The 20087-nt window shown below is 67.9% G+C and carries 18 protein-coding genes and 1 pseudogene; 15 read left to right on the forward strand and 4 right to left on the reverse strand.

Annotated features, from left to right (window positions below; genetic code table 11):
- Positions 1-33 precede the first annotated feature (33 nt).
- The 6 genes from H276_RS0101090 to pyrF all read left to right on the forward strand — a co-directional run bounded on the left by H276_RS0101090 (position 34) and on the right by pyrF (position 8253).
- Positions 34-990 (forward strand): aspartate carbamoyltransferase catalytic subunit, encoded by a 957-nt coding sequence (locus tag H276_RS0101090; protein ID WP_019969459.1) that lies wholly within the window; start codon positions 34-36, stop codon positions 988-990.
- Positions 987-2336 (forward strand): dihydroorotase, encoded by a 1350-nt coding sequence (locus H276_RS0101095; RefSeq protein ID WP_019969460.1) that lies wholly within the window; start codon positions 987-989, stop codon positions 2334-2336. The genes H276_RS0101090 and H276_RS0101095 overlap by 4 nt, the downstream gene beginning before the upstream one ends.
- Positions 2333-2833, forward strand: a complete 501-nt coding sequence (locus H276_RS0101100) for a hypothetical protein (RefSeq protein ID WP_019969461.1) — start codon at positions 2333-2335, stop codon at positions 2831-2833. Before H276_RS0101095 ends, H276_RS0101100 begins: the two co-directional genes overlap by 4 nt.
- Positions 2830-3999, forward strand: a complete 1170-nt coding sequence (gene carA, locus H276_RS0101105) for a glutamine-hydrolyzing carbamoyl-phosphate synthase small subunit (RefSeq protein ID WP_019969462.1) — start codon at positions 2830-2832, stop codon at positions 3997-3999. Before H276_RS0101100 ends, carA begins: the two co-directional genes overlap by 4 nt.
- Positions 4000-4096: 97 nt before the next feature.
- Positions 4097-7438: a carbamoyl-phosphate synthase large subunit gene (gene carB / locus H276_RS0101110; protein WP_026356444.1), complete on the forward strand. Its 3342-nt coding sequence runs from the start codon at positions 4097-4099 to the stop codon at positions 7436-7438.
- A gap of 2 nt (positions 7439-7440) precedes the next feature.
- Positions 7441-8253, forward strand: a complete 813-nt coding sequence (pyrF, locus tag H276_RS0101115; RefSeq protein WP_019969464.1) for an orotidine-5'-phosphate decarboxylase — start codon at positions 7441-7443, stop codon at positions 8251-8253.
- Between the two features lie 98 nt (positions 8254-8351).
- Here pyrF and H276_RS24950 read toward each other — a convergent pair whose 3' ends face one another.
- On the reverse strand, positions 8352-8846 hold the full coding sequence (locus H276_RS24950; protein WP_019969465.1) for a hypothetical protein: 495 nt from the start codon (positions 8844-8846) through the stop codon (positions 8352-8354).
- 503 nt (positions 8847-9349) lie between these two features.
- Here H276_RS24950 and mihF point away from each other — a divergent pair.
- The 6 genes from mihF (at position 9350) to H276_RS0101150 (ending at position 13968) form a co-directional block, all read left to right on the forward strand.
- Positions 9350-9667 carry an integration host factor, actinobacterial type gene (gene mihF / locus H276_RS0101125; RefSeq protein ID WP_026256136.1) on the forward strand — a complete coding sequence of 106 codons (318 nt, stop codon included), beginning with the start codon at positions 9350-9352 and terminating at the stop codon, positions 9665-9667.
- 10 nt (positions 9668-9677) lie between these two features.
- Positions 9678-10286 carry a guanylate kinase gene (gene gmk, locus H276_RS0101130; protein ID WP_051111357.1) on the forward strand — a complete coding sequence of 203 codons (609 nt, stop codon included), beginning with the start codon at positions 9678-9680 and terminating at the stop codon, positions 10284-10286.
- 88 nt (positions 10287-10374) lie between these two features.
- Positions 10375-10698, forward strand: coding sequence for a DNA-directed RNA polymerase subunit omega (gene rpoZ / locus H276_RS0101135; RefSeq protein ID WP_019969467.1), 324 nt, complete (start codon positions 10375-10377; stop codon positions 10696-10698).
- Positions 10699-10716: 18 nt separating this feature from the next.
- Complete coding sequence (gene coaBC, locus H276_RS0101140) at positions 10717-11961, forward strand: bifunctional phosphopantothenoylcysteine decarboxylase/phosphopantothenate--cysteine ligase CoaBC (RefSeq protein WP_019969468.1); 1245 nt, start codon at positions 10717-10719, stop codon at positions 11959-11961.
- A gap of 136 nt (positions 11962-12097) precedes the next feature.
- Positions 12098-13297, forward strand: a complete 1200-nt coding sequence (metK, locus tag H276_RS0101145) for a methionine adenosyltransferase (protein WP_019969469.1) — start codon at positions 12098-12100, stop codon at positions 13295-13297.
- A 218-nt stretch (positions 13298-13515) separates the two neighbouring features.
- Complete coding sequence (locus tag H276_RS0101150; protein ID WP_019969470.1) at positions 13516-13968, forward strand: hypothetical protein; 453 nt, start codon at positions 13516-13518, stop codon at positions 13966-13968.
- A 116-nt stretch (positions 13969-14084) separates the two neighbouring features.
- Here H276_RS0101150 and H276_RS25570 read toward each other — a convergent pair.
- The 3 genes and pseudogenes from H276_RS25570 to H276_RS0101160 form a co-directional block, all read right to left on the reverse strand.
- Positions 14085-14220, reverse strand: a pseudogene (locus tag H276_RS25570) (hypothetical protein); the annotation flags it as partial.
- A complete protein-coding gene (locus H276_RS0101155) occupies positions 14201-14554 on the reverse strand; it encodes a VOC family protein (protein ID WP_026356445.1) in 354 nt (117 codons plus the stop codon). The gene H276_RS0101155 and the pseudogene H276_RS25570, both read right to left, overlap by 20 nt.
- Positions 14555-14631: 77 nt before the next feature.
- A complete protein-coding gene (locus tag H276_RS0101160; protein WP_019969472.1) occupies positions 14632-15582 on the reverse strand; it encodes an alpha/beta hydrolase in 951 nt (316 codons plus the stop codon).
- A 171-nt stretch (positions 15583-15753) separates the two neighbouring features.
- On the opposite strand from H276_RS0101160, the gene H276_RS0101165 reads away from it, so the two are divergent.
- From H276_RS0101165 to H276_RS0101175, 3 genes are read left to right on the forward strand one after another with little or no spacing between them, the layout of a single operon-like run.
- Entirely contained in the window at positions 15754-17700 is a 1947-nt protein-coding gene (locus H276_RS0101165; RefSeq protein WP_369758386.1) for a primosomal protein N', read from the forward strand.
- A gap of 45 nt (positions 17701-17745) precedes the next feature.
- Positions 17746-19551 carry a DUF2207 domain-containing protein gene (locus H276_RS0101170; protein WP_019969474.1) on the forward strand — a complete coding sequence of 602 codons (1806 nt, stop codon included), beginning with the start codon at positions 17746-17748 and terminating at the stop codon, positions 19549-19551.
- The gene (locus H276_RS0101175) at positions 19545-20081 is read left to right on the forward strand and encodes a LemA family protein (RefSeq protein ID WP_019969475.1); all 537 of its coding nucleotides are present in this window, start codon (positions 19545-19547) and stop codon (positions 20079-20081) included. The genes H276_RS0101170 and H276_RS0101175 overlap by 7 nt, the downstream gene beginning before the upstream one ends.
- Positions 20082-20087 lie beyond the last annotated feature (6 nt).

The following is a 20087-nucleotide window of genomic DNA, read 5'->3' on the forward strand; positions in this document are numbered from 1 at the left end:
GATGAGCGCTTGCGCGAAGAGGAGACAACTGCGATGACGACGCGCCATCTCCTGTCGGCGGCGGAGCTGTCCAGGGAGGACGCGACGGCGATCCTCGACGATGCCGACCGGTTCCGCGAGGCGCTGCTGGGACGTGAGGTCAAGAAGCTGCCGACGCTGCGCGGTCGCACCATCATCACGATGTTCTACGAGAACTCGACCCGCACCCGCGTGTCCTTCGAGGTGGCCGGCAAGTGGATGAGCGCCGACGTGATCAACGTCAGCTCCTCGGGATCCTCTGTGGCCAAAGGAGAGTCGCTGCGGGACACCGCGCTGACGCTGCGGGCCGCCGGTGCCGACGCGCTGATCATCCGGCACCCGGCCTCCGGTGCGGCCCAGCAGCTCGCCGAGTGGACCGCCGAAGACGGCGGGGGAGGCCCCAGCGTCATCAACGCCGGTGACGGCACCCACGAACACCCCACCCAGGCGCTGCTCGACGCGCTGACCATCCGTCAGCGGCTCGGCTCGATCGACGGCAAGCGCGTGGTGATCGTCGGCGACGTGCTGCACAGCCGGGTGGCCCGGTCGAATGTGTCGCTGCTGGCCACCCTGGGTGCCGAGGTGGTGCTGGTGGCGCCGCCGACGCTGCTGCCGGTCGGTGTGTCCGGATGGCCGGTCACGGTCTCGAATGACCTCGACGCCGAGCTGCCGGCCGCCGACGCGGTGCTGATGCTGCGAGTGCAGGCCGAACGGATGAACGGCGGGTTCTTTCCGTCCGCACGGGAGTATTCGGTGCGCTACGGACTGTCCGAGAAGCGTCAGGCCATGCTGCCCGGCCATGCGGTGGTGCTGCACCCGGGCCCGATGCTGCGCGGCATGGAGATTGCTTTCCCGGTGGCCGACTCGTCGCAATCCGCAGTACTGCAACAGGTTTCCAATGGTGTCCACGTGCGGATGGCGGTGCTGTTCCATCTGCTGGTTGGCGCGGACGAGGAGGCGATCAGCGTATGAGCAAGAACCCGCAGGCCCCACAGGTGCTGATCCGCGGAGTCCGGCTCTATGGCGAGGGTGAGCCCGTCGACGTTCTGGTCGACGACGGGCAGATCGCGGAGATCGGTTCCTCGGTGCAGGCTCCCGAGGATGCCGAGGTGATCGAGGCCGCAGGCCAGGTGTTGCTGCCGGGATTCGTCGACCTGCACGCCCACCTGCGCGAGCCGGGCCGCGAGTACGCCGAGGACATCGAAACAGGTTCTGCTGCTGCGGCATTGGGCGGCTACACGGCAGTGTTCGCGATGGCCAACACCGATCCGGTGGCCGACACCGCCGTGATCACCGACCACGTGTGGGCTCGGGGCCAGCAGGTCGGGCTGGTCGATGTGCACCCGGTCGGTGCGGTCACGGTGGGCCTGGCCGGCAAGCAGCTCACAGAAATGGGTCTGATGGCAGCCGGGGTCGCCCAGGTGCGGATGTTCTCCGATGACGGTGTGTGCGTGCACGATCCGCTGGTGATGCGCCGCGCGCTGGAATACGCGTCGGGACTGGGAGTGCTCATCGCCCAGCACGCCGAGGAACCGCGGCTCACGGTCGGCGCCGTCGCACACGAGGGCCCCAACGCCGCCCGGCTCGGGCTGGCCGGCTGGCCTCGCTCGGCCGAAGAATCCATCGTCGCACGGGATGCCATCCTGGCCCGCGATGCCAAGGCCCGGGTGCACATCTGCCACGCGTCCACTGCCGGCACCGTGGAGTTGCTGAAATGGGCCAAGGCGCAGGGCATCTCGATCACCGCGGAGGTCACGCCGCATCACCTGCTGCTCGATGACTCCCGGCTGGTCAGCTACGACGGCCGCAACCGGGTGAACCCGCCGCTGCGCGAGGCCGCCGACGCGCAGGCGCTGCGGCAGGCCCTGGCCGACGGTGTCATCGACTGCGTGGCCACCGATCACGCACCGCACGCCGAGCACGAGAAGTGCTGCGAATTCTCCTATGCCCGGCCGGGCATGCTCGGACTGCAGACCGCGCTGTCGGTGATTGTCGAGACCATGCTGCGCCCCGGACTGCTGACCTGGCGGGGGGTGGCCAAGGTGATGAGCGAGGCTCCGGCGGCCATCGTCGGCCTGCCCGATCAGGGCCGCCCGATCGAGGTCGGTGAACCGGCCAACCTCACGGTGATCGACCCGGACGCGACGTGGACGGTGGCCGGAACGGATCTGGCCAGCCGTTCGGACAACACGCCGTTCGAACAGATGGAACTGCCCGCCACAGTTACTGCCACGTTGTTGCGCGGCCGGATCACCGCACTCGACGGAAAGTCGAGACCGGCGGGGGAGAGCGAAGCGACCGGGGGATCAACCCGGTGAACACCCCCACGCTGCTCGCCTCTGTGGTGATGGCGGCACTGGTCGCTCTGCTGATCGCGTTCCTGATCCGCCAGATGATGCGGGGTTGGTTGCACCGGGCACAGCGCCAGGCTGAGTTGATCGGCACCCTGCCGACGCTGCCCGACACCGTCAGCGCAGCAATGGTTCCGGCGACCAAGGGGCTCTATGTGGGCACCACGCTGGCGCCGCACTGGAACGACAAGGTTGCCGCCGGTGACCTCGGGTTCCGGGCCAAGGCTGTGCTCACGCGCTATCCCGAGGGAATCATGTTGCAGCGCAGCGGTGCCGGGCCCATCTGGATCCCGGACGAGTCGATCACCGCGATCCGTACCGAGCGAGGCATCGCCGGCAAGGCGCTCACCCATGACGGGATTTTGGCCATTCGGTGGAAGTTGCCGTCGGGCACCGAGATCGACACCGGATTCCGCGCCGACAACCGCGCAGAGTACGACCGCTGGCTTGAGGAGAAGGCATGACGAACAGTAATGAGAAGCACAGCGGATCATCCGGTGGCACCGCAGTGCTGGTGCTCGAGGACGGCCGCATCTTCACCGGAACCCGATTCGGGGCTGTCGGCCAGACGCTGGGGGAGGCCGTGTTCTCCACCGGCATGTCGGGCTATCAGGAAACACTGACCGATCCCAGCTACCACGGGCAGATCGTGATCGCCACGGCACCGCAGATCGGCAACACCGGCTGGAACACCGAGGACGGCGAAAGCCGCGGGGACAAGATCTGGGTCGCCGGGTACGCGGTGCGCGACCCGTCGCCGCGGGCATCCAATTGGCGGGCCAGCGGCACCCTCGACGATGAGCTGGTGCGCCAGGGCATCGTCGGGATCGCCGGCATCGACACCCGCGCGGTGGTGCGTCACCTGCGCACCCGCGGGTCGATGAAGGCCGGTGTGTTCTCCGGGGACGCCTTGGCCGACGCCGACGAGCTGCTCGACCGCGTCCGCAGCCAGCCTTCGATGCTCGGCGCCGACCTGGCCGGCGAGGTCAGCACCCGTAGCGCCTACGTCGTTGAACCAGAGGGAGCGCCCGAAGGCGGACACCGGTTCACGGTCGCCGCGATCGACCTGGGCATCAAGACCAACACCCCACGCAACTTCGCTCGCCGTGGCATCCGCAGCCACGTGCTGCCGTCGTCGGTGACCTTCGACGCGATCGCCGACCTCAAACCCGACGGCGTCTTTTTGTCCAACGGCCCGGGAGATCCGGCGACCGCGGATCACATCGTCGGGGTCACTCGCGAGGTGCTCGATGCGGGAATCCCGTTGTTCGGCATCTGCTTCGGCAACCAGATCCTGGGCCGGGCGCTGGGCCGGTCCACCTACAAGATGGTGTTCGGCCACCGCGGCATCAATATCCCGGTGATCGACCACATCACCGGGCGCGTGGCGATCACCGCACAGAACCATGGTTTCGCCCTCGAAGGTGAAGCCGGCGAGGTCTTCGACACCCCGTTCGGTAAGGCCGAAGTCAGCCACACCTGCGCCAACGACGGTGTGGTGGAAGGTATCCGGCTGTCGGACGGGCGCGCGTTCTCGGTGCAGTACCACCCCGAGGCCGCGGCGGGTCCGCACGATGCCAACTACCTGTTCGACCAGTTTGTCGATCTGCTGTCGGGTCGGACGAAATGACCCCTTGCACCGCGAGCGTGCGCGTCTGTTGCACCACACGCCGCAATTCCACCTGCAATTGCGCACGTTCGCGCCGAGATAGGCCGGAGGCCGAATAATGCCACGTCGCTCTGATCTCAACCATGTCCTGGTGATCGGCTCCGGGCCGATCGTCATCGGACAGGCCTGCGAGTTCGACTATTCGGGCACTCAGGCATGCCGGGTGCTGCGATCCGAGGGTCTGCAGGTCAGCCTGGTCAACTCCAACCCGGCCACGATCATGACTGATCCCGAGTACGCCGACCACACCTATGTCGAACCGATCACCCCGTCGTTCGTCGAGAAGGTGATCGCCCAGCAGGCCGAGCGCGGCAACAAGATCGACGCGCTGCTGGCCACCCTCGGCGGTCAGACCGCACTCAACACCGCGGTCGCCCTGCACGAGAACGGGGTGCTCGAGAAATATGGCGTCGAGCTGATCGGCGCCGACTTCGAGGCCATCCAGCGTGGTGAGGACCGGCAGCGGTTCAAGGACATCGTCGCCAAGGTCGGTGGCGAATCCGCCCGCAGCCGGGTGTGTTTCACCATGGACGAGGTCCGCGAGACCGTCGCCGAACTCGGGCTGCCGGTCGTGGTGCGGCCGTCGTTCACCATGGGCGGGCTCGGTTCGGGCATGGCCGCGACCGTCGAGGACGTCGAGCGGATGGCCGGGGACGGCCTGGCCGCCTCGCCCAGCGCGAACGTGCTGATCGAGGAGTCCATCTACGGGTGGAAGGAATACGAGCTCGAGCTGATGCGCGACGGCCACGACAACGTCGTGGTGGTGTGCTCGATCGAGAACTTCGACCCGATGGGCGTGCACACCGGTGACTCGGTGACCGTGGCCCCGGCGATGACGCTCACCGACCGCGAATACCAGGTCATGCGTGATCTCGGCATCGCGATCCTGCGCGAGGTCGGCGTCGACACCGGTGGCTGCAACATCCAGTTCGCGGTCGACCCCCGTGACGGCCGGCTGATCGTCATCGAGATGAACCCGCGCGTATCGCGGTCCAGTGCCTTGGCGTCCAAGGCCACCGGCTTCCCGATCGCCAAGATCGCCGCCAAGCTGGCCATCGGGTACACGCTCGACGAGATCCTCAACGACATCACCAAGGAAACCCCGGCCTGTTTCGAGCCCACCCTGGACTACGTCGTCGTCAAGGCTCCGCGGTTCGCGTTCGAGAAGTTTCCGGGTGCCGATCCCACGCTGACCACCACGATGAAGTCGGTGGGCGAGGCGATGTCGTTGGGCCGCAATTTCATCGAAGCGCTCGGCAAGGTGATGCGCTCACTGGAGACCAGCCGTGCGGGGTTCTGGACCTCGCCCGACTCGGATCTCACGGTCGAGGAGCTGCTCACCAACCTGCGCACGCCGACCGACGGCCGGCTCTACGACATCGAGCATGCCCTGCGGCTGGGCGCCGGTGTCGAAGACGTCGCGGAGGCCTCAGGCGTCGACCCGTGGTTCGTCGATCAGATCGCTTCACTGGTTGCGCTGCGCGCTGAACTCGTCGACGCCCCGGTGCTGGACGAGGCGCTGCTGCGGCGGGCCAAGCACAGTGGGCTTTCGGACCGTCAGATCGCGGCGCTGCGACCGGAACTGGCCGGCGAAAGCGGCGTCCGCACGCTGCGGGTACGCCTCGGCATCCACCCGGTGTACAAGACCGTCGACACGTGCGCGGCCGAGTTCGACGCGAAGACGCCGTATCACTACAGCAGCTACGAACTCGACCCCGCCGCCGAGACCGAGGTCGCGCCGCAGACCGAGAAGCCCAAGGTGCTGATCCTGGGCTCCGGGCCCAACCGGATCGGGCAGGGTATCGAATTCGATTACAGCTGTGTGCATGCCGCCACCACGCTCAGCGCGGCCGGGTTCGAGACCGTGATGATCAACTGCAACCCCGAGACGGTGTCCACCGACTACGACACCGCCGACCGGTTGTACTTCGAACCGCTGACGTTCGAGGACGTGCTGGAGGTCTACTACGCCGAACAAGCTTCCGGCGCAGGCGGACCGGGTGTCGTGGGGGTCATCGTGCAGCTCGGCGGGCAGACCCCGCTCGGGCTGGCCGAACGGTTGGAGAAGGCCGGTGTCCCGATCGTGGGCACCAGCCCCAAGGCCATCGACCTGGCCGAGGACCGTGGCGCCTTCGGTGAGGTGCTGACCACTGCCGGGTTGCCTGCACCCCGCTTCGGCACCGCCACCAGCTTCGAGCAGGCCCGCCGAATCGCCGCCGACATCGGTTATCCGGTGCTGGTACGGCCGTCCTACGTGCTCGGCGGGCGCGGCATGGAGATCGTTTACGACGAAGAGACCCTGCAGGGCTATATCACCCGCGCCACGCAGTTGTCACCGGAACATCCGGTGCTGGTGGATCGGTTCCTGGAAGACGCCATCGAGATCGACGTCGACGCACTGTGCGACGGCACCGAGGTGTACCTGGGCGGCATCATGGAGCACATCGAGGAGGCCGGTATCCACTCCGGCGACTCGGCCTGTGCGTTGCCGCCGGTGACGCTGGGCCGCAGCGACATCGAAGCCGTGCGTCGCGCCACCGAGGCCATCGCGCACGGCATCGGCGTGGTCGGGCTGCTCAACGTCCAGTACGCGCTCAAGGACGATGTGCTCTACGTGCTGGAGGCCAATCCGCGGGCGAGCCGCACGGTGCCGTTCGTCTCCAAGGCCACCGCGGTGCCGTTGGCCAAGGCTTGCGCACGGGTGATGCTCGGCACCACGATCGCCGAGCTGCGCGAGGAAGGCATCCTGGCCCGCACCGGCGACGGCGGGACCATCGCTCGCAGCGCCCCGGTGGCGGTCAAGGAGGCCGTGCTGCCGTTCCACCGGTTCCGCAGGGCCGATGGGGCACAGGTGGATTCGCTGCTCGGACCGGAGATGAAGTCGACCGGTGAGGTCATGGGCATCGACCATGACTTCGGCACCGCGTTCGCCAAGAGCCAGACCGCGGCCTACGGGTCGCTCCCGGCGCAGGGCACGGTGTTCGTCTCGGTGGCCAACCGGGACAAGCGTTCGCTGGTGTTCCCGGTGAAACGCCTTGCCGATCTCGGATTCCGCGTGCTGGCCACCGAAGGAACCGCAGAGATGCTGCGCCGCAACGGTATTCCGTGTGACGAGGTTCGCAAGCATTTTGAAGAACCCTGTGGAGACCACCCGCTGCCGTCGGCGGTCGACGTGATCAAGGCCGGCGAGGTCGACATGGTGATCAACACGCCGTACGGCAACTCCGGGCCTCGTGTCGACGGCTACGAGATCCGTTCGGCCGCGGTATCGATGAACATTCCGTGCGTCACCACGGTGCAGGGCGCCTCGGCGGCCGTGCAGGGTATCGAGGCAGGCATCCGAGGTGACATCGGCGTGATGAGCCTGCAGGAACTGCACAGCGCCCTGGAAACGGGCTAGTCATGGCCGGGTTCGGCGAACGGCTGGCCACAGCGGTTGCGGGCCGGGGCCCGCTGTGCCCCGGCATCGATCCGCATCCCGAGTTGTTGCGGGCTTGGGGTCTGGATGCCGACGTCGAGGGGCTGCGGCGGTTCTGCGACATCTGCGTGACGGCGTTCACCGACTTTGCGATCGTCAAACCGCAGGTGGCCTTCTTCGAGGCTTACGGTGCGGCGGGTTTCGCTGTCTTGGAGGACACCATGGCGGCGTTGCGCGAAGCCGGGGTGCTCGTGCTGGCCGATGCCAAACGCGGCGACATCGGCTCCACGATGGCTGCATACGCGGCGGCCTGGGCGGGTGACTCGCCGTTGGCCGCCGACGCGGTGACCGCCTCGCCATATCTGGGATTCGGTTCGCTGCAGCCGTTGCTGGACACTGCGGTGGCAAACGGTCGCGGCGTGTTCATCCTGGCCGCCACGTCCAACCCGGAGGGTGCGGGCGTGCAGCGTGCGGTGGTCGGCGATCGCACCGACCGCACCGTGGCGCAATCGATCGTCGATGCAGTGTCCGAGGCAAACCGGGCCGCCGGCGGTTCGCTGGGTGTTGTCGTGGGTGCCACCGTGACCGAGCCGCCAGATCTGAGCAGCTTGCGCGGCCCCGTGCTGGTACCGGGGGTTGGAGCACAGGGCGGCCGTGCGGAGGCGCTCGGCGGCCTCGGGGGCGCAAAACAGTTGTTGCCCGCGGTGTCACGCGAGGTGCTGCGCGCGGGCCCCGCGGTCGAAGAGTTGCGGGCGGCCGCCGAGCGGATGCGCGACGCGGTCGCCTATTTGACCTGACGCGGGTACCTCGTGCGTCGCGACAGAATCCGAGGTGCGGACGGCGGGCCGCCGTATTCGACGACCCGCCGCCAGCCGGCGATGGTCCTGTTACCCGATCACAGCGGGATCCAGATGCCGAACAGCCAGAAACCCCAGGCGTTGTACCCCGGGTTGAACACCGGAGTCACCCAGCTGCCGTTGTAGTTGAACGGCTGGTGGTCCCAGCGGCCCTGGTCGATCCCACGCCAGCCGAGATTGGGCGGCGGAGGCGGTGGAGGATCCCACCGGTGATCGCCGCCAGGCCAGCCTCCGGGGCCACGATCAGGCCCGCCCGGGCCGCCGGGCCCACCCTGCCAGTTCCCGGGTCCGCCGGGGCCGCGGTCGGGTCCGCCGGGGCCGCGGTCGGGTCCGCCCGGGCCGCGATCGGGTCCGCCGGGGCCCCGATCAGGACCACCGGGCCCGTGGTCGGGCCCACCGGGGCCCTGGCAGTTCCCGAAATTGCACGGCGGCGGACCCGGTTGTGCTGCGGCGACCCCTGCACCGAAGGCCAGGACCGCCGCGCCGACCGCGACAGTCGCGGCCGATGCGCAGGTCAGACGCTTGATATCCATGTCCAGCTTCCCTCCGAATGGAGTGTTGTACCCGACACCGCCGACATTATTTAGCTATGCTGTGTATTAGCTTTGTCGGGGCTAGGCGGGCGTTAGGCATCACATGGGTGGTGGGCTGTCTTGATTGTCACGCGGCTTCCCCGACACGCCCGACACGCCGTGACCAGCGAAAATTTTCTCGGTTTCGTGCTTTGGCCGGTGGTCGTCGCCTGCCGTGGCGGCGGCGGGCTTGTACCAGATCCGCTACAGCATGTACGAAAACCGTTGATGTGCAAGGATATCCGCATCCGCCGACGTAACCGGGGGTGCACTCGGCCGCATCGGACCGGATTTCGGCGTACCGCCGCGGCGCACTACACGCTGGGCTTTTAGTTCTGTAACCAGGGGGTGGGGTTAGCTTTCGTCAGCCGGCGTGGGTACGGTCGTCGTCGCTGGCTGGTTCGCATTCCAGCCGAACACCACAAGTGATGGCCGAAGAGAAATCGCCAGGAGACGGAGGAACCGTGGCCCTTCCCCAGTTGACCGACGAACAGCGCGCGGCAGCGCTGGAGAAGGCTGCTGCCGCACGTCGAGCGCGAGCCGAACTGAAGGAACGGCTCAAGCGCGGCGGCACCAACCTCAAGCAGGTGCTCACCGACGCTGAGACCGACGAGGTCTTGGGTAAGATGAAGGTTTCCGCGCTGCTCGAGGCCCTGCCCAAGGTCGGCAAGGTCAAGGCGCAGGAGATCATGACCGAACTGGAGATCGCTCCGACGCGCCGGTTGCGCGGCCTCGGCGACCGGCAGCGCAAGGCCCTGTTGGAGAAGTTCGATCAGTCCTGAGGCGCACAGATTGAGCGCCGGCCGAGGGACCGGACATCACGTGGACGATGAGTCCGCCGCCACGGCCCGTGTCGTGGTGTTGTCCGGTCCCTCTGCTGTCGGGAAGTCCACCGTGGTCCGGTGCCTACGGGAACGGCTTCCCGACTTGTATTTCTCCGTCTCCGTCACGACGAGGGCCCCGCGGCCCGGTGAGGTGGACGGAGTTGACTACTTCTTCGTCAGCCCCGAGCGATTCCAGGAGTTGATCGAGACCGGAGCTCTGCTGGAATGGGCCGAGATCCACGGTGGCCTGCATCGATCGGGTACCCCCAGGCAGCCGGTGCGGGATGCCACCCGGGCGGGGCATCCGGTGCTGATCGAGGTCGATCTGGCCGGCGCCAAGGCCGTCAAACAGGCCATGCCCGAGGTCATCACGGTCTTCCTCGCGCCGCCCAGCTGGGACGAACTGGTGAGCCGGTTGTCGGGGCGGGGCACCGAGACCCCCGAGGTGATGGCCAGGCGCCTGCAGACAGCTCGGGCCGAGATGGCCGCTCAGGGCGACTTTGACCAGGTCGTGGTGAACCGCCGGTTGGATTCGGCGTGCGCCGAATTGGTATCCTTGCTGGTGGGCCAGAACTGACCTGGGCCTCATGCCCGAATCGACCGGGCCCGGGAGTCACCCGCCACTAATCAGAAGCATTCACGTATACCCGCCAGGAGACCTTTTCGTGAGCACCCCGCATGCCGACGCGCAGCTGACCGCTGTGGGCGGCTTGGGCACCGATTCGTCCGCCATCAGCGCCTATGACACGCCGCTGGGCATCACAAACCCGCCTATCGACGAGTTGCTGGACCGCGCGTCGAGCAAGTACGCCCTGGTCATCTACGCGGCCAAGCGCGCACGTCAGATCAACGATTACTACAACCAACTCGGCGACGGCATCCTCGAATATGTCGGCCCGCTGGTCGAGCCAGGCCTGCAGGAGAAGCCGCTGTCCATCGCGATGCGGGAGATCCACGAGGATCTGCTCGAGCACACCGAGGGCGAATAACCAGGCTCGGGCCGGCTCGTGAGTGCGCGCAAGCGAATCGTTGTCGGGGTCGCCGGCGGTATCGCCGCGTACAAGGCATGCACGGTGGTCCGACAACTGACCGAGGCCGGCCACTCCGTGCGGGTGGCCCCGACCGAGTCGGCGCTGCGGTTCGTCGGTGCCGCCACTTTCGAGGCGCTGTCGGGTAATCCGGTGCACACCGGTGTGTTCGAAGACGTGCACGAGGTTCCCCACGTCCGGATCGGTCAGGAGGCCGATCTCGTCGTGGTGGCGCCGGCCACCGCGGATCTGTTGGCCCGCGCCGTCGCGGGGCGGGCCGACGATCTGTTGACCGCCACCCTGCTGACCGCGCGATGTCCGGTGCTGTTCGCGCCTGCCATGCACACCGAGATGTGGTTTCATCCGGCGACCGTCGATAATGTCGCGACGCTGCGCCGACGAGGCGCCGTGGTGCTGGAGCCGGCGTCGGGTCGGCTGACCGGATCGGACAGCGGCGCGGGCCGCCTGCCCGAGGCCGAGGAGATCACCACCGTGGCCCAGTTGCTACTCGACCGCGGTGACGCCCTGCCCTACGACCTGTCCGGCGTCAAGGCCCTGGTGACCGCAGGCGGCACCCGAGAACCGCTCGACCCGGTGCGCTTCATCGGTAACCGCAGTTCGGGAAAGCAGGGCTACGCCATGGCGCGGGTGATGGCCCAGCGCGGTGCCGAGGTGACGCTCGTCGCCGGCAACACCGCCGGGCTGATCGACCCGGCCGGCGTAGAGGTGGTGCACATCGGTTCGGCGGCTCAGTTGCGCGACGCGGTGTCCAAGCACGCCCCGGACGTGAACGTCCTGGTGATGGCGGCCGCGGTGGCCGATTTCCGGCCTGCCCATGTGGCCACCAGCAAGATCAAGAAGGGCAACGCGGAGCCGAGCTCGATCGATCTGGTCCGCAACGACGATGTGCTCGCCGGTGTGGTCCGGGCCCGGACTGACGGGCAATTGCCTAACATGCGCGCGATCGTCGGGTTCGCCGCCGAGACCGGTGATGCCAATGGTGACGTGCTGTTCCATGCCAGGGCCAAACTGCAGCGCAAAGGCTGCGACCTGCTCGTCGTCAACGCGGTGGGGGAGAACCGGGCGTTCGAGGTGGACCACAACGATGGATGGTTGCTGGGCTCCGATGGCACCGAAACCGCCCTGGAACACGGATCGAAAACGCTGATGGCGACCCGTATCGTGGACGCGATTGCGGCTTTCCTGCGCAACCGCGTCGCCTGAGAGGACGTCCGGATTCTCGGTGCGGGTAAGTCTTGCGCAACAGCGTCCGAGGCGCTTGGGTGCAAACTGGGCAGAGATATAATTCGGCTAGCTAAGTTTCATGTTTTGAACGGAAAGAACGGAAAGGACGCAGACCGTGAGCGAAGGTCGCCTGTTTACCAGTGAGTCGGTAACCGAAGGGCATCCCGACAAGATCTGTGACGCGATCAGCGACTCTGTGCTCGACGCGCTGCTGGAGCAGGATCCGAAGTCGCGGGTCGCGGTGGAGACACTGGTCACCACCGGTCAGGTGCATGTCGCCGGCGAGGTCACCACTACGGCCTACGCCGACATCCCCAAGATTGTGCGGGACCGCATCCTGGAGATCGGCTACGACTCGTCCACCAAGGGTTTCGACGGCGCCTCGTGCGGCGTCAACGTCGCCATCGGTTCGCAGTCCCCGGACATCGCCCAGGGTGTCGACACCGCCTACGAGACCCGCGTCGAGGGCGAGCAGGATCCGCTGGATGCCCAGGGCGCGGGCGATCAGGGCCTGATGTTCGGTTACGCCATCAAGGACACCCCCGAGCTCATGCCGCTGCCCATCGCGTTGGCCCACCGACTGGCCCGCCGGCTGACCGAGGTCCGCAAGAACGGTGTGCTCGACTACCTGCGCCCCGACGGCAAGACCCAGGTCACCATCCAGTACGCCGGCACGACACCGGTCCGGCTCGACACCGTGGTGCTGTCGACCCAACATGCCGACGGCATCGACTTGGACTCCACGCTGACCCCCGACATCCGCGAGAAGGTCGTCAACACCGTTCTCAACGACCTCGGGCACGAGTCGCTCGACACCTCCGACTACCGGCTGCTGGTCAACCCGACCGGCAAGTTCGTACTCGGCGGCCCGATGGGCGACGCCGGTCTGACCGGCCGCAAGATCATCGTCGACACCTACGGCGGCTGGGCCCGTCACGGTGGCGGTGCGTTCTCCGGCAAGGATCCGTCGAAGGTGGACCGCTCGGCCGCATACGCGATGCGATGGGTGGCTAAGAACGTCGTCGCCGCGGGCTTGGCGGAGCGTGTCGAGGTTCAGGTGGCCTACGCGATCGGCAAGGCCGCTCCGGTCGGGCTGTTCGTCGAGACCTTCGGCACCGAGACCGTGGATCCCGCGCGCATCGAGAAGGCCATCAGCAGTGTGTTCGACCTGCGGCCCGGCGCGATCATCCGTGACCTGGACCTGCTGCGCCCGATCTATGCACAGACGGCAGCCTACGGACACTTCGGTCGCACCGACATCGAGCTGCCCTGGGAGCAGCTCAACAAGGTCGACGACCTGAGGGCCTCGGTCTAGTTCTCCTGCCGAGCAGACACGCAGGCCTCCGACACGCCGGTGTTCGGGGGCCTTTGCGTCTGCTCGCGCCATTTGGTGACGCGGTCTCTCTCGCACCCAGGTTCTTTGCTGTGTGCTGGGCCACACAGCGTCAACACAGATGCAGCCCAGTGCTTTCCCATCGCAATTGACCAGGATGTTCCGGTTGCTACTCACCCAACCGGAAGGACCTAATGCGAATGACGATCGAATCTGAGCCGGCGACGGCCTGGCGTCGGCGAGCCGCGCTCGCTCTCGGCATGGCTGCGCTGGCGGGTACGTTCGCGGTGGCGTGCGGCTCACACGGCTCAGGCCCGGAGAAGACCTCGACCACCACCACGACCACGCCGACCACGACGGCGACCACCGCCAATGACAGCGGTGGCTCGTCAGGCGGGAGCGGCGGGGGCGGTCGCCATCACGCGGGCGACGAGGGTCAGGCGCCGGCTACCGATACCGTCACGCAGACCGACACAGCCACCGCGACTGCCACACAAACCGAGACCCAGACTCAGACCGAGACGTCCACGCAGACCGTGCCGCAGCGTCCGGGCGGGCAGGACCAGCATCCGGGCGGACAAGACCAGTACGGCGGCGAACATAACCAGTACGGCGGGCAGACCCAGCCGAACCAGCGGTCCGGCGGTCACTGACGCCGATGACTACCCGGTGAACCGATAGTCGTCGAGATCGAAGCTGTGGCTGTGTCCGTACGCCTCAGGGGTACTGACACAGCCACATGCGACACATCGAACTTGGGGAAACGTCAGATGTGCGTGCGCTGAAAAGCGGTGAGCGGCTGGACAATCGGCGCGATCTCGGGAATCACCTGAACCCGCGGTAGCCCCGGTTCCGATGATCGCCGCGCGTGCTGCCCAGCGCTTCTTAGCGCGCCAGCGGGCTGTAGAACACCAGACCGTTGCCCTTGTTGTCGTAGACCACGGCACGGCGTTCGTGGGCGTCGTCGTAAGGGCCTTTCACGATCCCGCCGCCGCTGTCCTCAACAGCTTTTGCCGCAGCGTCGACATCGGCAGTCTTGATACCGACCACGACCTTCCCCGGTATCGGGTGATCTATTGCGGTCGCCAGAGCCACGGTGACCGGCCCGCCGTCCAGGGCTGCGAAGTGGGCACCATCGCGGAACTTCAATGCCATACCCAGGGTTTCGCTGTAGAACCGGATCGATTCATCCAGGTCGTCCGTCGACAGGATGATCATCTTCACTTCATGATCGCTCAACAGTGCCTCCTCAGCTCGCCCCCAGCGTAAACGGGACCGGTACCGCGGCTGGTCGACTCGCCGAATCCCGTGCCTAGTCAGCCGTGCAGCGCCGCCCGCAGCGCTGCCAGCGCCCGGTCGAAGGCTTCGGTCGCGGCGGGCACCACCCCCACGTATCCGAGGTAGCCGTGTACCAGCGTCTCGGCGTTGTGCAACTCGACGGGCACGCCGGCCGCCCGCAGCAGCTCGGCGTAGCGGGCACCGTCGTCGCGCAGCGGGTCGTAACCCGCGGTGGCGATGTAGGCCGGCGGTAGATCGGCCAGGTTCTCGGCTCGCGCCGGCAGCAGGGTGGCCGGGGGTTTGGCCAAGTCGACGTCCTTGCTGATGTACCACTTGGTGAATCCCTTGACCGCGGCGAGGTCGAGGATCGGCGCCTCGGCGTTCTCCGTGAACGACGGCAGTGAAGTATCGCCGGTGGTGGCCGGGTACCAGAGCAGCTGGAAACGGATCGCCGGGCCGCCGGCATCCCGCGCCAGCTGCGCCATGACCGCACTGAGGTTGCCGCCCGCCGAATCCCCGGCGACGGCCAGCCGATCTGGATCGGCACCCAGTTCGGCGGCGTGCTCGGCCACCCACCGGGTCGCGGCCCAGGTGTCCTCGACGGCGGCCGGGAAGGGATGTTCAGGCGCCAGCCGGTAAGCCACCGACACCACGACCGCGTTCGCGCCTACCGCGTGCTCGCGGGCCGTGCCGTCGTAGGTGTCCAGATCGCCGACCGACCAGCCACCGCCGTGGATGAACACCACCACCGGCAGCGTCACTCCCTCGGCCGTCGGCGGCCGGTACACCCGCACCGCGATCGGGCCTGCCGGGCCCTCGATTGTGCGGTCCTCGGTCGCGACTTCGGGATGAACATCGCGGCGTGGCAGTGCGCTGAACTGCCGCCGGGCCTCGTCGACGCCGTTGGCAGTGGAGAGTTTGAACGGCACCAGCTGCAGTACCTTCTGCAGGATGGCATCGACAGCCGGTTTCTCGTCAGCAACAGACACTCCGTCACCGTACGCACACCGGCGCGCAGCATGGCTGTGGACCGCGGCTGCGGTGATCGGGCCCGGCCACGGGCTGTTCTTCGCCGGGATGTCAGGGCGTTCTGGTACACCGGCGCCGTGACCGCCACGCGGCAGGCCGCCGAGCACGAGCCCATCGCGCGGGTGTTGCCGATGCTGTCAGTGCCACACCTGGACCGTGAGTTCGACTATCTGGTCGCGGCCGAGCAGTCCGACGATGCGCAGCCCGGGGTGCGGGTGCGGGTGCGGTTCAACGGCCGGCTGGTCGACGCGTTCGTGTTGGAGCGGCGTTCGGACACCGACCACACCGGCAAGTTGGGCTGGCTGGACCGCGTGGTCTCACCGGAAGCGGTGCTCACCGCCGAGATCCGGCGGCTCGTCGACGCCGTGGCGGCGCGTTACGCGGGTACGCGTGCGGATGTGCTGCGTCTGGCGGTCCCGCCGCGCCACGCCACCGTGGAGAAACAGACACCGCCCGAACCGGATCCGCTGCCGCAGGCGGCCGTCGACACCGGTGGCTGGGCGCGTTACGGGCGCGGCGAGCAGTTCCTGACGGCATTGCAGGACGGCCGGGCCGCCCGCGCCGTGTGGCAGGCGCTGCCGGGGGAACACTGGCCGCGGCGGCTGGCCGAAGCCGCGGTGGTGGCGGTCGGTGCCGGGCAGGGCGTGCTGGCGGTCATGCCCGACCAGCGCGACGTCGACGCGCTGTACACAGCGGCAGTCGAGCATGTTCCGGCGTCGCGCGTGGTGGCGTTGTCGGCCGGGCTGGGCCCGGCGCAGCGGTACCGACGCTGGCTTTCGGTGCTGCGCGGGGATGCCCGACTGGTGATCGGCACCCGCAGCGCGGTGTTCGCCCCGGTCCGCGAGCTTGGCCTGGTGCTGGTGTGGGACGACGGCGATGACAACCTCGCCGAGCCGCGCGCACCCTACCCGCACGCCCGCGAGGTGGCGATGCTGCGCGCGCACCAATTGCGTTGTGCCGCAATGATCGGCGGCTACGCCCGCACCGCGGAAGCCCAGGCCCTGGTGCGCACCCGGTGGGCTCACGACCTGGTGGCCGCCCGGCCGGTGGTGCGGTCGGCCGCGGCCCGGATCGTGGCCATCGAAGACAGCGGGTACGCCCAGGAACGCGATCCAGCCGCACGCACCGCCCGGCTGCCGTCGATGGCGCTGCAGGCCGCCCGTTCGGCATTGCAGGCGGAGCGCCCCGTACTGGTTCAGGTGCCCCGCCGCGGCTACGTTCCCGCGCTGGCTTGTGCGCGCTGCCGCACGATCGCTCGCTGCCGGCACTGCACAGGCCCGATGGCCCTGCCCGATCGTGACAGTGCGGCCGCCGAATGCCGGTGGTGCGGGCGACCTGAACCGGCATTGCGGTGTGTGCGCTGCGGTTCCGACGCGGTGCGCGCCGTCGTCATCGGCGCCCGCCGCACCGCCGAGGAACTCGGACGGGCGTTCCCGGGTGTCAGCGTGATCACCTCCGGTGGCGACGACGTGATGGCCGCCGTCGGCGGCGGGCCAGCGCTCGTGGTCTCGACGCCGGGCGCCGAACCGATCGCCGAAGGGGGCTACGGCGCCGCGCTCTTGCTCGACGGCTGGGCGCTGCTGGGCCGACAGGACCTGCGTGCCGCCGAAGACACCCTGCGGCGGTGGATGGCCGCCGCTGCCCTGGTACGCCCACGCAGCGACGGTGGCGCGGTCGCGGTGGTGGCCGAGGCGACGATACCCACCGTGCAGGCCTTGATCCGCTGGGATCCCGTCGGCCACGCCGATGCCGAACTCGATGCGCGCGGGGAGGTGGGGCTGCCACCTGCCGTGCACATGGCCGCGGTCGACGGCACCGGACCCGCGGTGACCGCGCTGTTGGACTCCGCACAACTGCCCGATTCGGCCGAACTGCTCGGGCCGGTCGAGTTGCCCCCGGGCGCGCGGCGACCGCCCGGAGTCGACCCGGACGCCGACGTGACCCGCATGCTGGTCCGCGTGCCACGCGACGACGGGCTGGCGCTGTCGGCCGCGCTACGCCGCGCGACGGCCGTGCTCAGTGCACGACGCGAGCAAGAACCATCCCGCATCCAAATGGACCCGTTACACATAGGGTAGGCGGGACATCGCACCAGCACATCGGTGCGCCGGACGGGAGGCGTCATGCGTCGGGTTCTGGCGTGGTCGCTCACGTTGGCGCTCATCGTGTTTGGACTGCTGTGGCCGACGTTCTGGCCCAGTGGCGGTGGCGCGACCGCAACCGACGACCCGGTGGTCATCACCGACTACGCGGCGGATCTTTCCGTCGGCGCCGACGGGCAGCTCACCGCCGTCGAGACCATCACGGCGAATTTCCCGAGCGGACGCCACGGACTCTTCCGGTATTGGGATGTGGCCAACCCGAACAACCCCCGGCTGCGTCAGCCGCCGACCGTCACCTCGATCCGGCTTGACGGGGCACCGGCGGAGTATCAGCTGCTCGACGAGGACGGCGGTCGGTTCGCGGTGGCCAAGATCGGCGATCCGAACCGCACCCTGGACTACGGCAGCCATGTATTCGAGATCCGCTACACGATCGATGGTGTGCTGGATCCTGGGCGCATCGGCGCCGACCGACGATTCGCAGGATCCGTCGGTGAGCCGAATTCGACGTCCGCGTTCTACTGGAATGTCGTCGCCCCCGCCTGGAACAACCGGATCGACCGCGTCACTGTCAGGCTCACGCTGCCGGCCCCGGCCACCGGCGCCCAGTGCAGTGTCGGCTACGGTGTCGGCCGCGCTTGCGAGCTGACCACCTCGGGCGACACCGTTCGGCTCACCGCGGTCGACCTCGATCCGCACACCCCGGTCACGCTGCGCGCCGGTGTCGACGTGCCCACGCCGCCGCAGGTCACCCTGCCGTGGCCGTACACCTGGGACCAGGTGCTGGGCCGCTCCGTACCCGGTGTGATCTGGGTGGCAGCACTGACGGTGGCGCTCGGTCTGGCCGGGTTCTTCTGGGCGCGCCGCACCGATGAGCCGCCGCCCGGCTTCCCGCTGCAGTACGCACCACCGGAAGGAATCGGGCCGGTACAGGCCGAATACATTCGCACCGAAGCGGTTCCCAAGAGCGCGCTGACGGCGACGCTGTTCCATCTCGCCGAGCGCGGTCTGGTCGAGTTGCGGCAGGTCAACGCCGAGCAATGGACCATCCGCGGCCTGGTCAACCAAGCGGCGTGGGCCGACGTCGACCCGGTCGGTTCGGCAGTGGCGTCCGCGCTCAAGGTCAACTACACCGGCGCCGAGTTCCGTGCCAAGAAATCGGTGAGCTCCGGGCAAAAGCTGAACAAGGCCAAGACCGACTTGGCCGCCGCCGTGCGCAAGTGGGCCTTCGACAGCGGACTGCTGGTCAAGCGGCCCGCGGAACTGTGGCTACGCGTCGCCAACGCGGTGGCGTTGCTCGCAGCGGCGTGCGGCTTCCTGACGTGGTTCGGCGCCACCGCGACCATGTGCGGCCTGCCGTTCGCGGCGTTCTTCGTCCTCACGGCGCGCTCGTGGCGCGCGGGGGTGGGCACCAGACGCACCCCGGCGGGGCGCGAACTCTGGTCTCGGGTGGGCGGATTCCATCGGCTGCTGTCCACGGATTCGGCCGAGACCCGCTTCGATTTCGCTGCGCGCAAGGATCTCTACACCGCCTACATTCCGTTCGCGGTGGCCGCCGGGACCGCGGCACTGTGGGCCAAGAAATATCAGGACGTCACGGGTACAGTTGCCCCGCAACCGGATTGGTACCACGCGTCATCGAGCAGCAGTTGGGGTGTCGCCGGTGGATCGGGCGGATCAGGCTTCGACAGTTTCGATTCGGCGCTGTCGTCATCGATCGGTGCCTACACCGCATCGCAGTCGTCATCCTCGTCGTCCTCGAGCGGCGGCGGGTTCAGCGGTGGCGGAGGCGGCGGTGGTGGTGGAGGAGGAGGTGGGTCATGGTGACGGTGCTGCTGGTCGTAGTGCTGGCGCTCGCTGTGCTGGTGCTGTTCGGTTTTGTGGCGGGCTACAACAAGATTCGCGCAGCGGATATCACCGTGTCCGAGGCGCTCAGCGGTATCGACGTCGAACTGACCCGCCGTGCCGCGCTCATCCCGGCCCTGGTGCACACCGTGCAGAGCTTCGCCGCGCATGAGCAGGCGATCCTGGATCGGGTGAGCGCTGCGCGTGCTGCTCTGGCCTCGGCGACCGGTGGTAAGTCGGTTGCCCAGCGCAGCGCCGCCGAGCAGAATCTGGACAGCGCCCTGGCGGGCGTGCTGGCGCTGGGCACGTCCTACCCGCAGCTCAACTCGTCGAACAACTTTCTGGACCTGCAGAAGAACCTGGCCGATACAGAGAACAAGCTGGCCTTTGCCCGGCAGTACTACAACGACGCGGTGGCCACGCTGAACCGCTTGGTCGGCACCATCCCCTGGATGTACGTGGCGCCGCTGGCCGGGGTCTCCGAACGCGAGTACTACCGGATACCGAAGTAGCTTTCG

The organism is Mycobacterium sp. 141 (assembly GCF_000382405.1).
In the GTDB taxonomy this organism is placed as follows: domain Bacteria; phylum Actinomycetota; class Actinomycetes; order Mycobacteriales; family Mycobacteriaceae; genus Mycobacterium.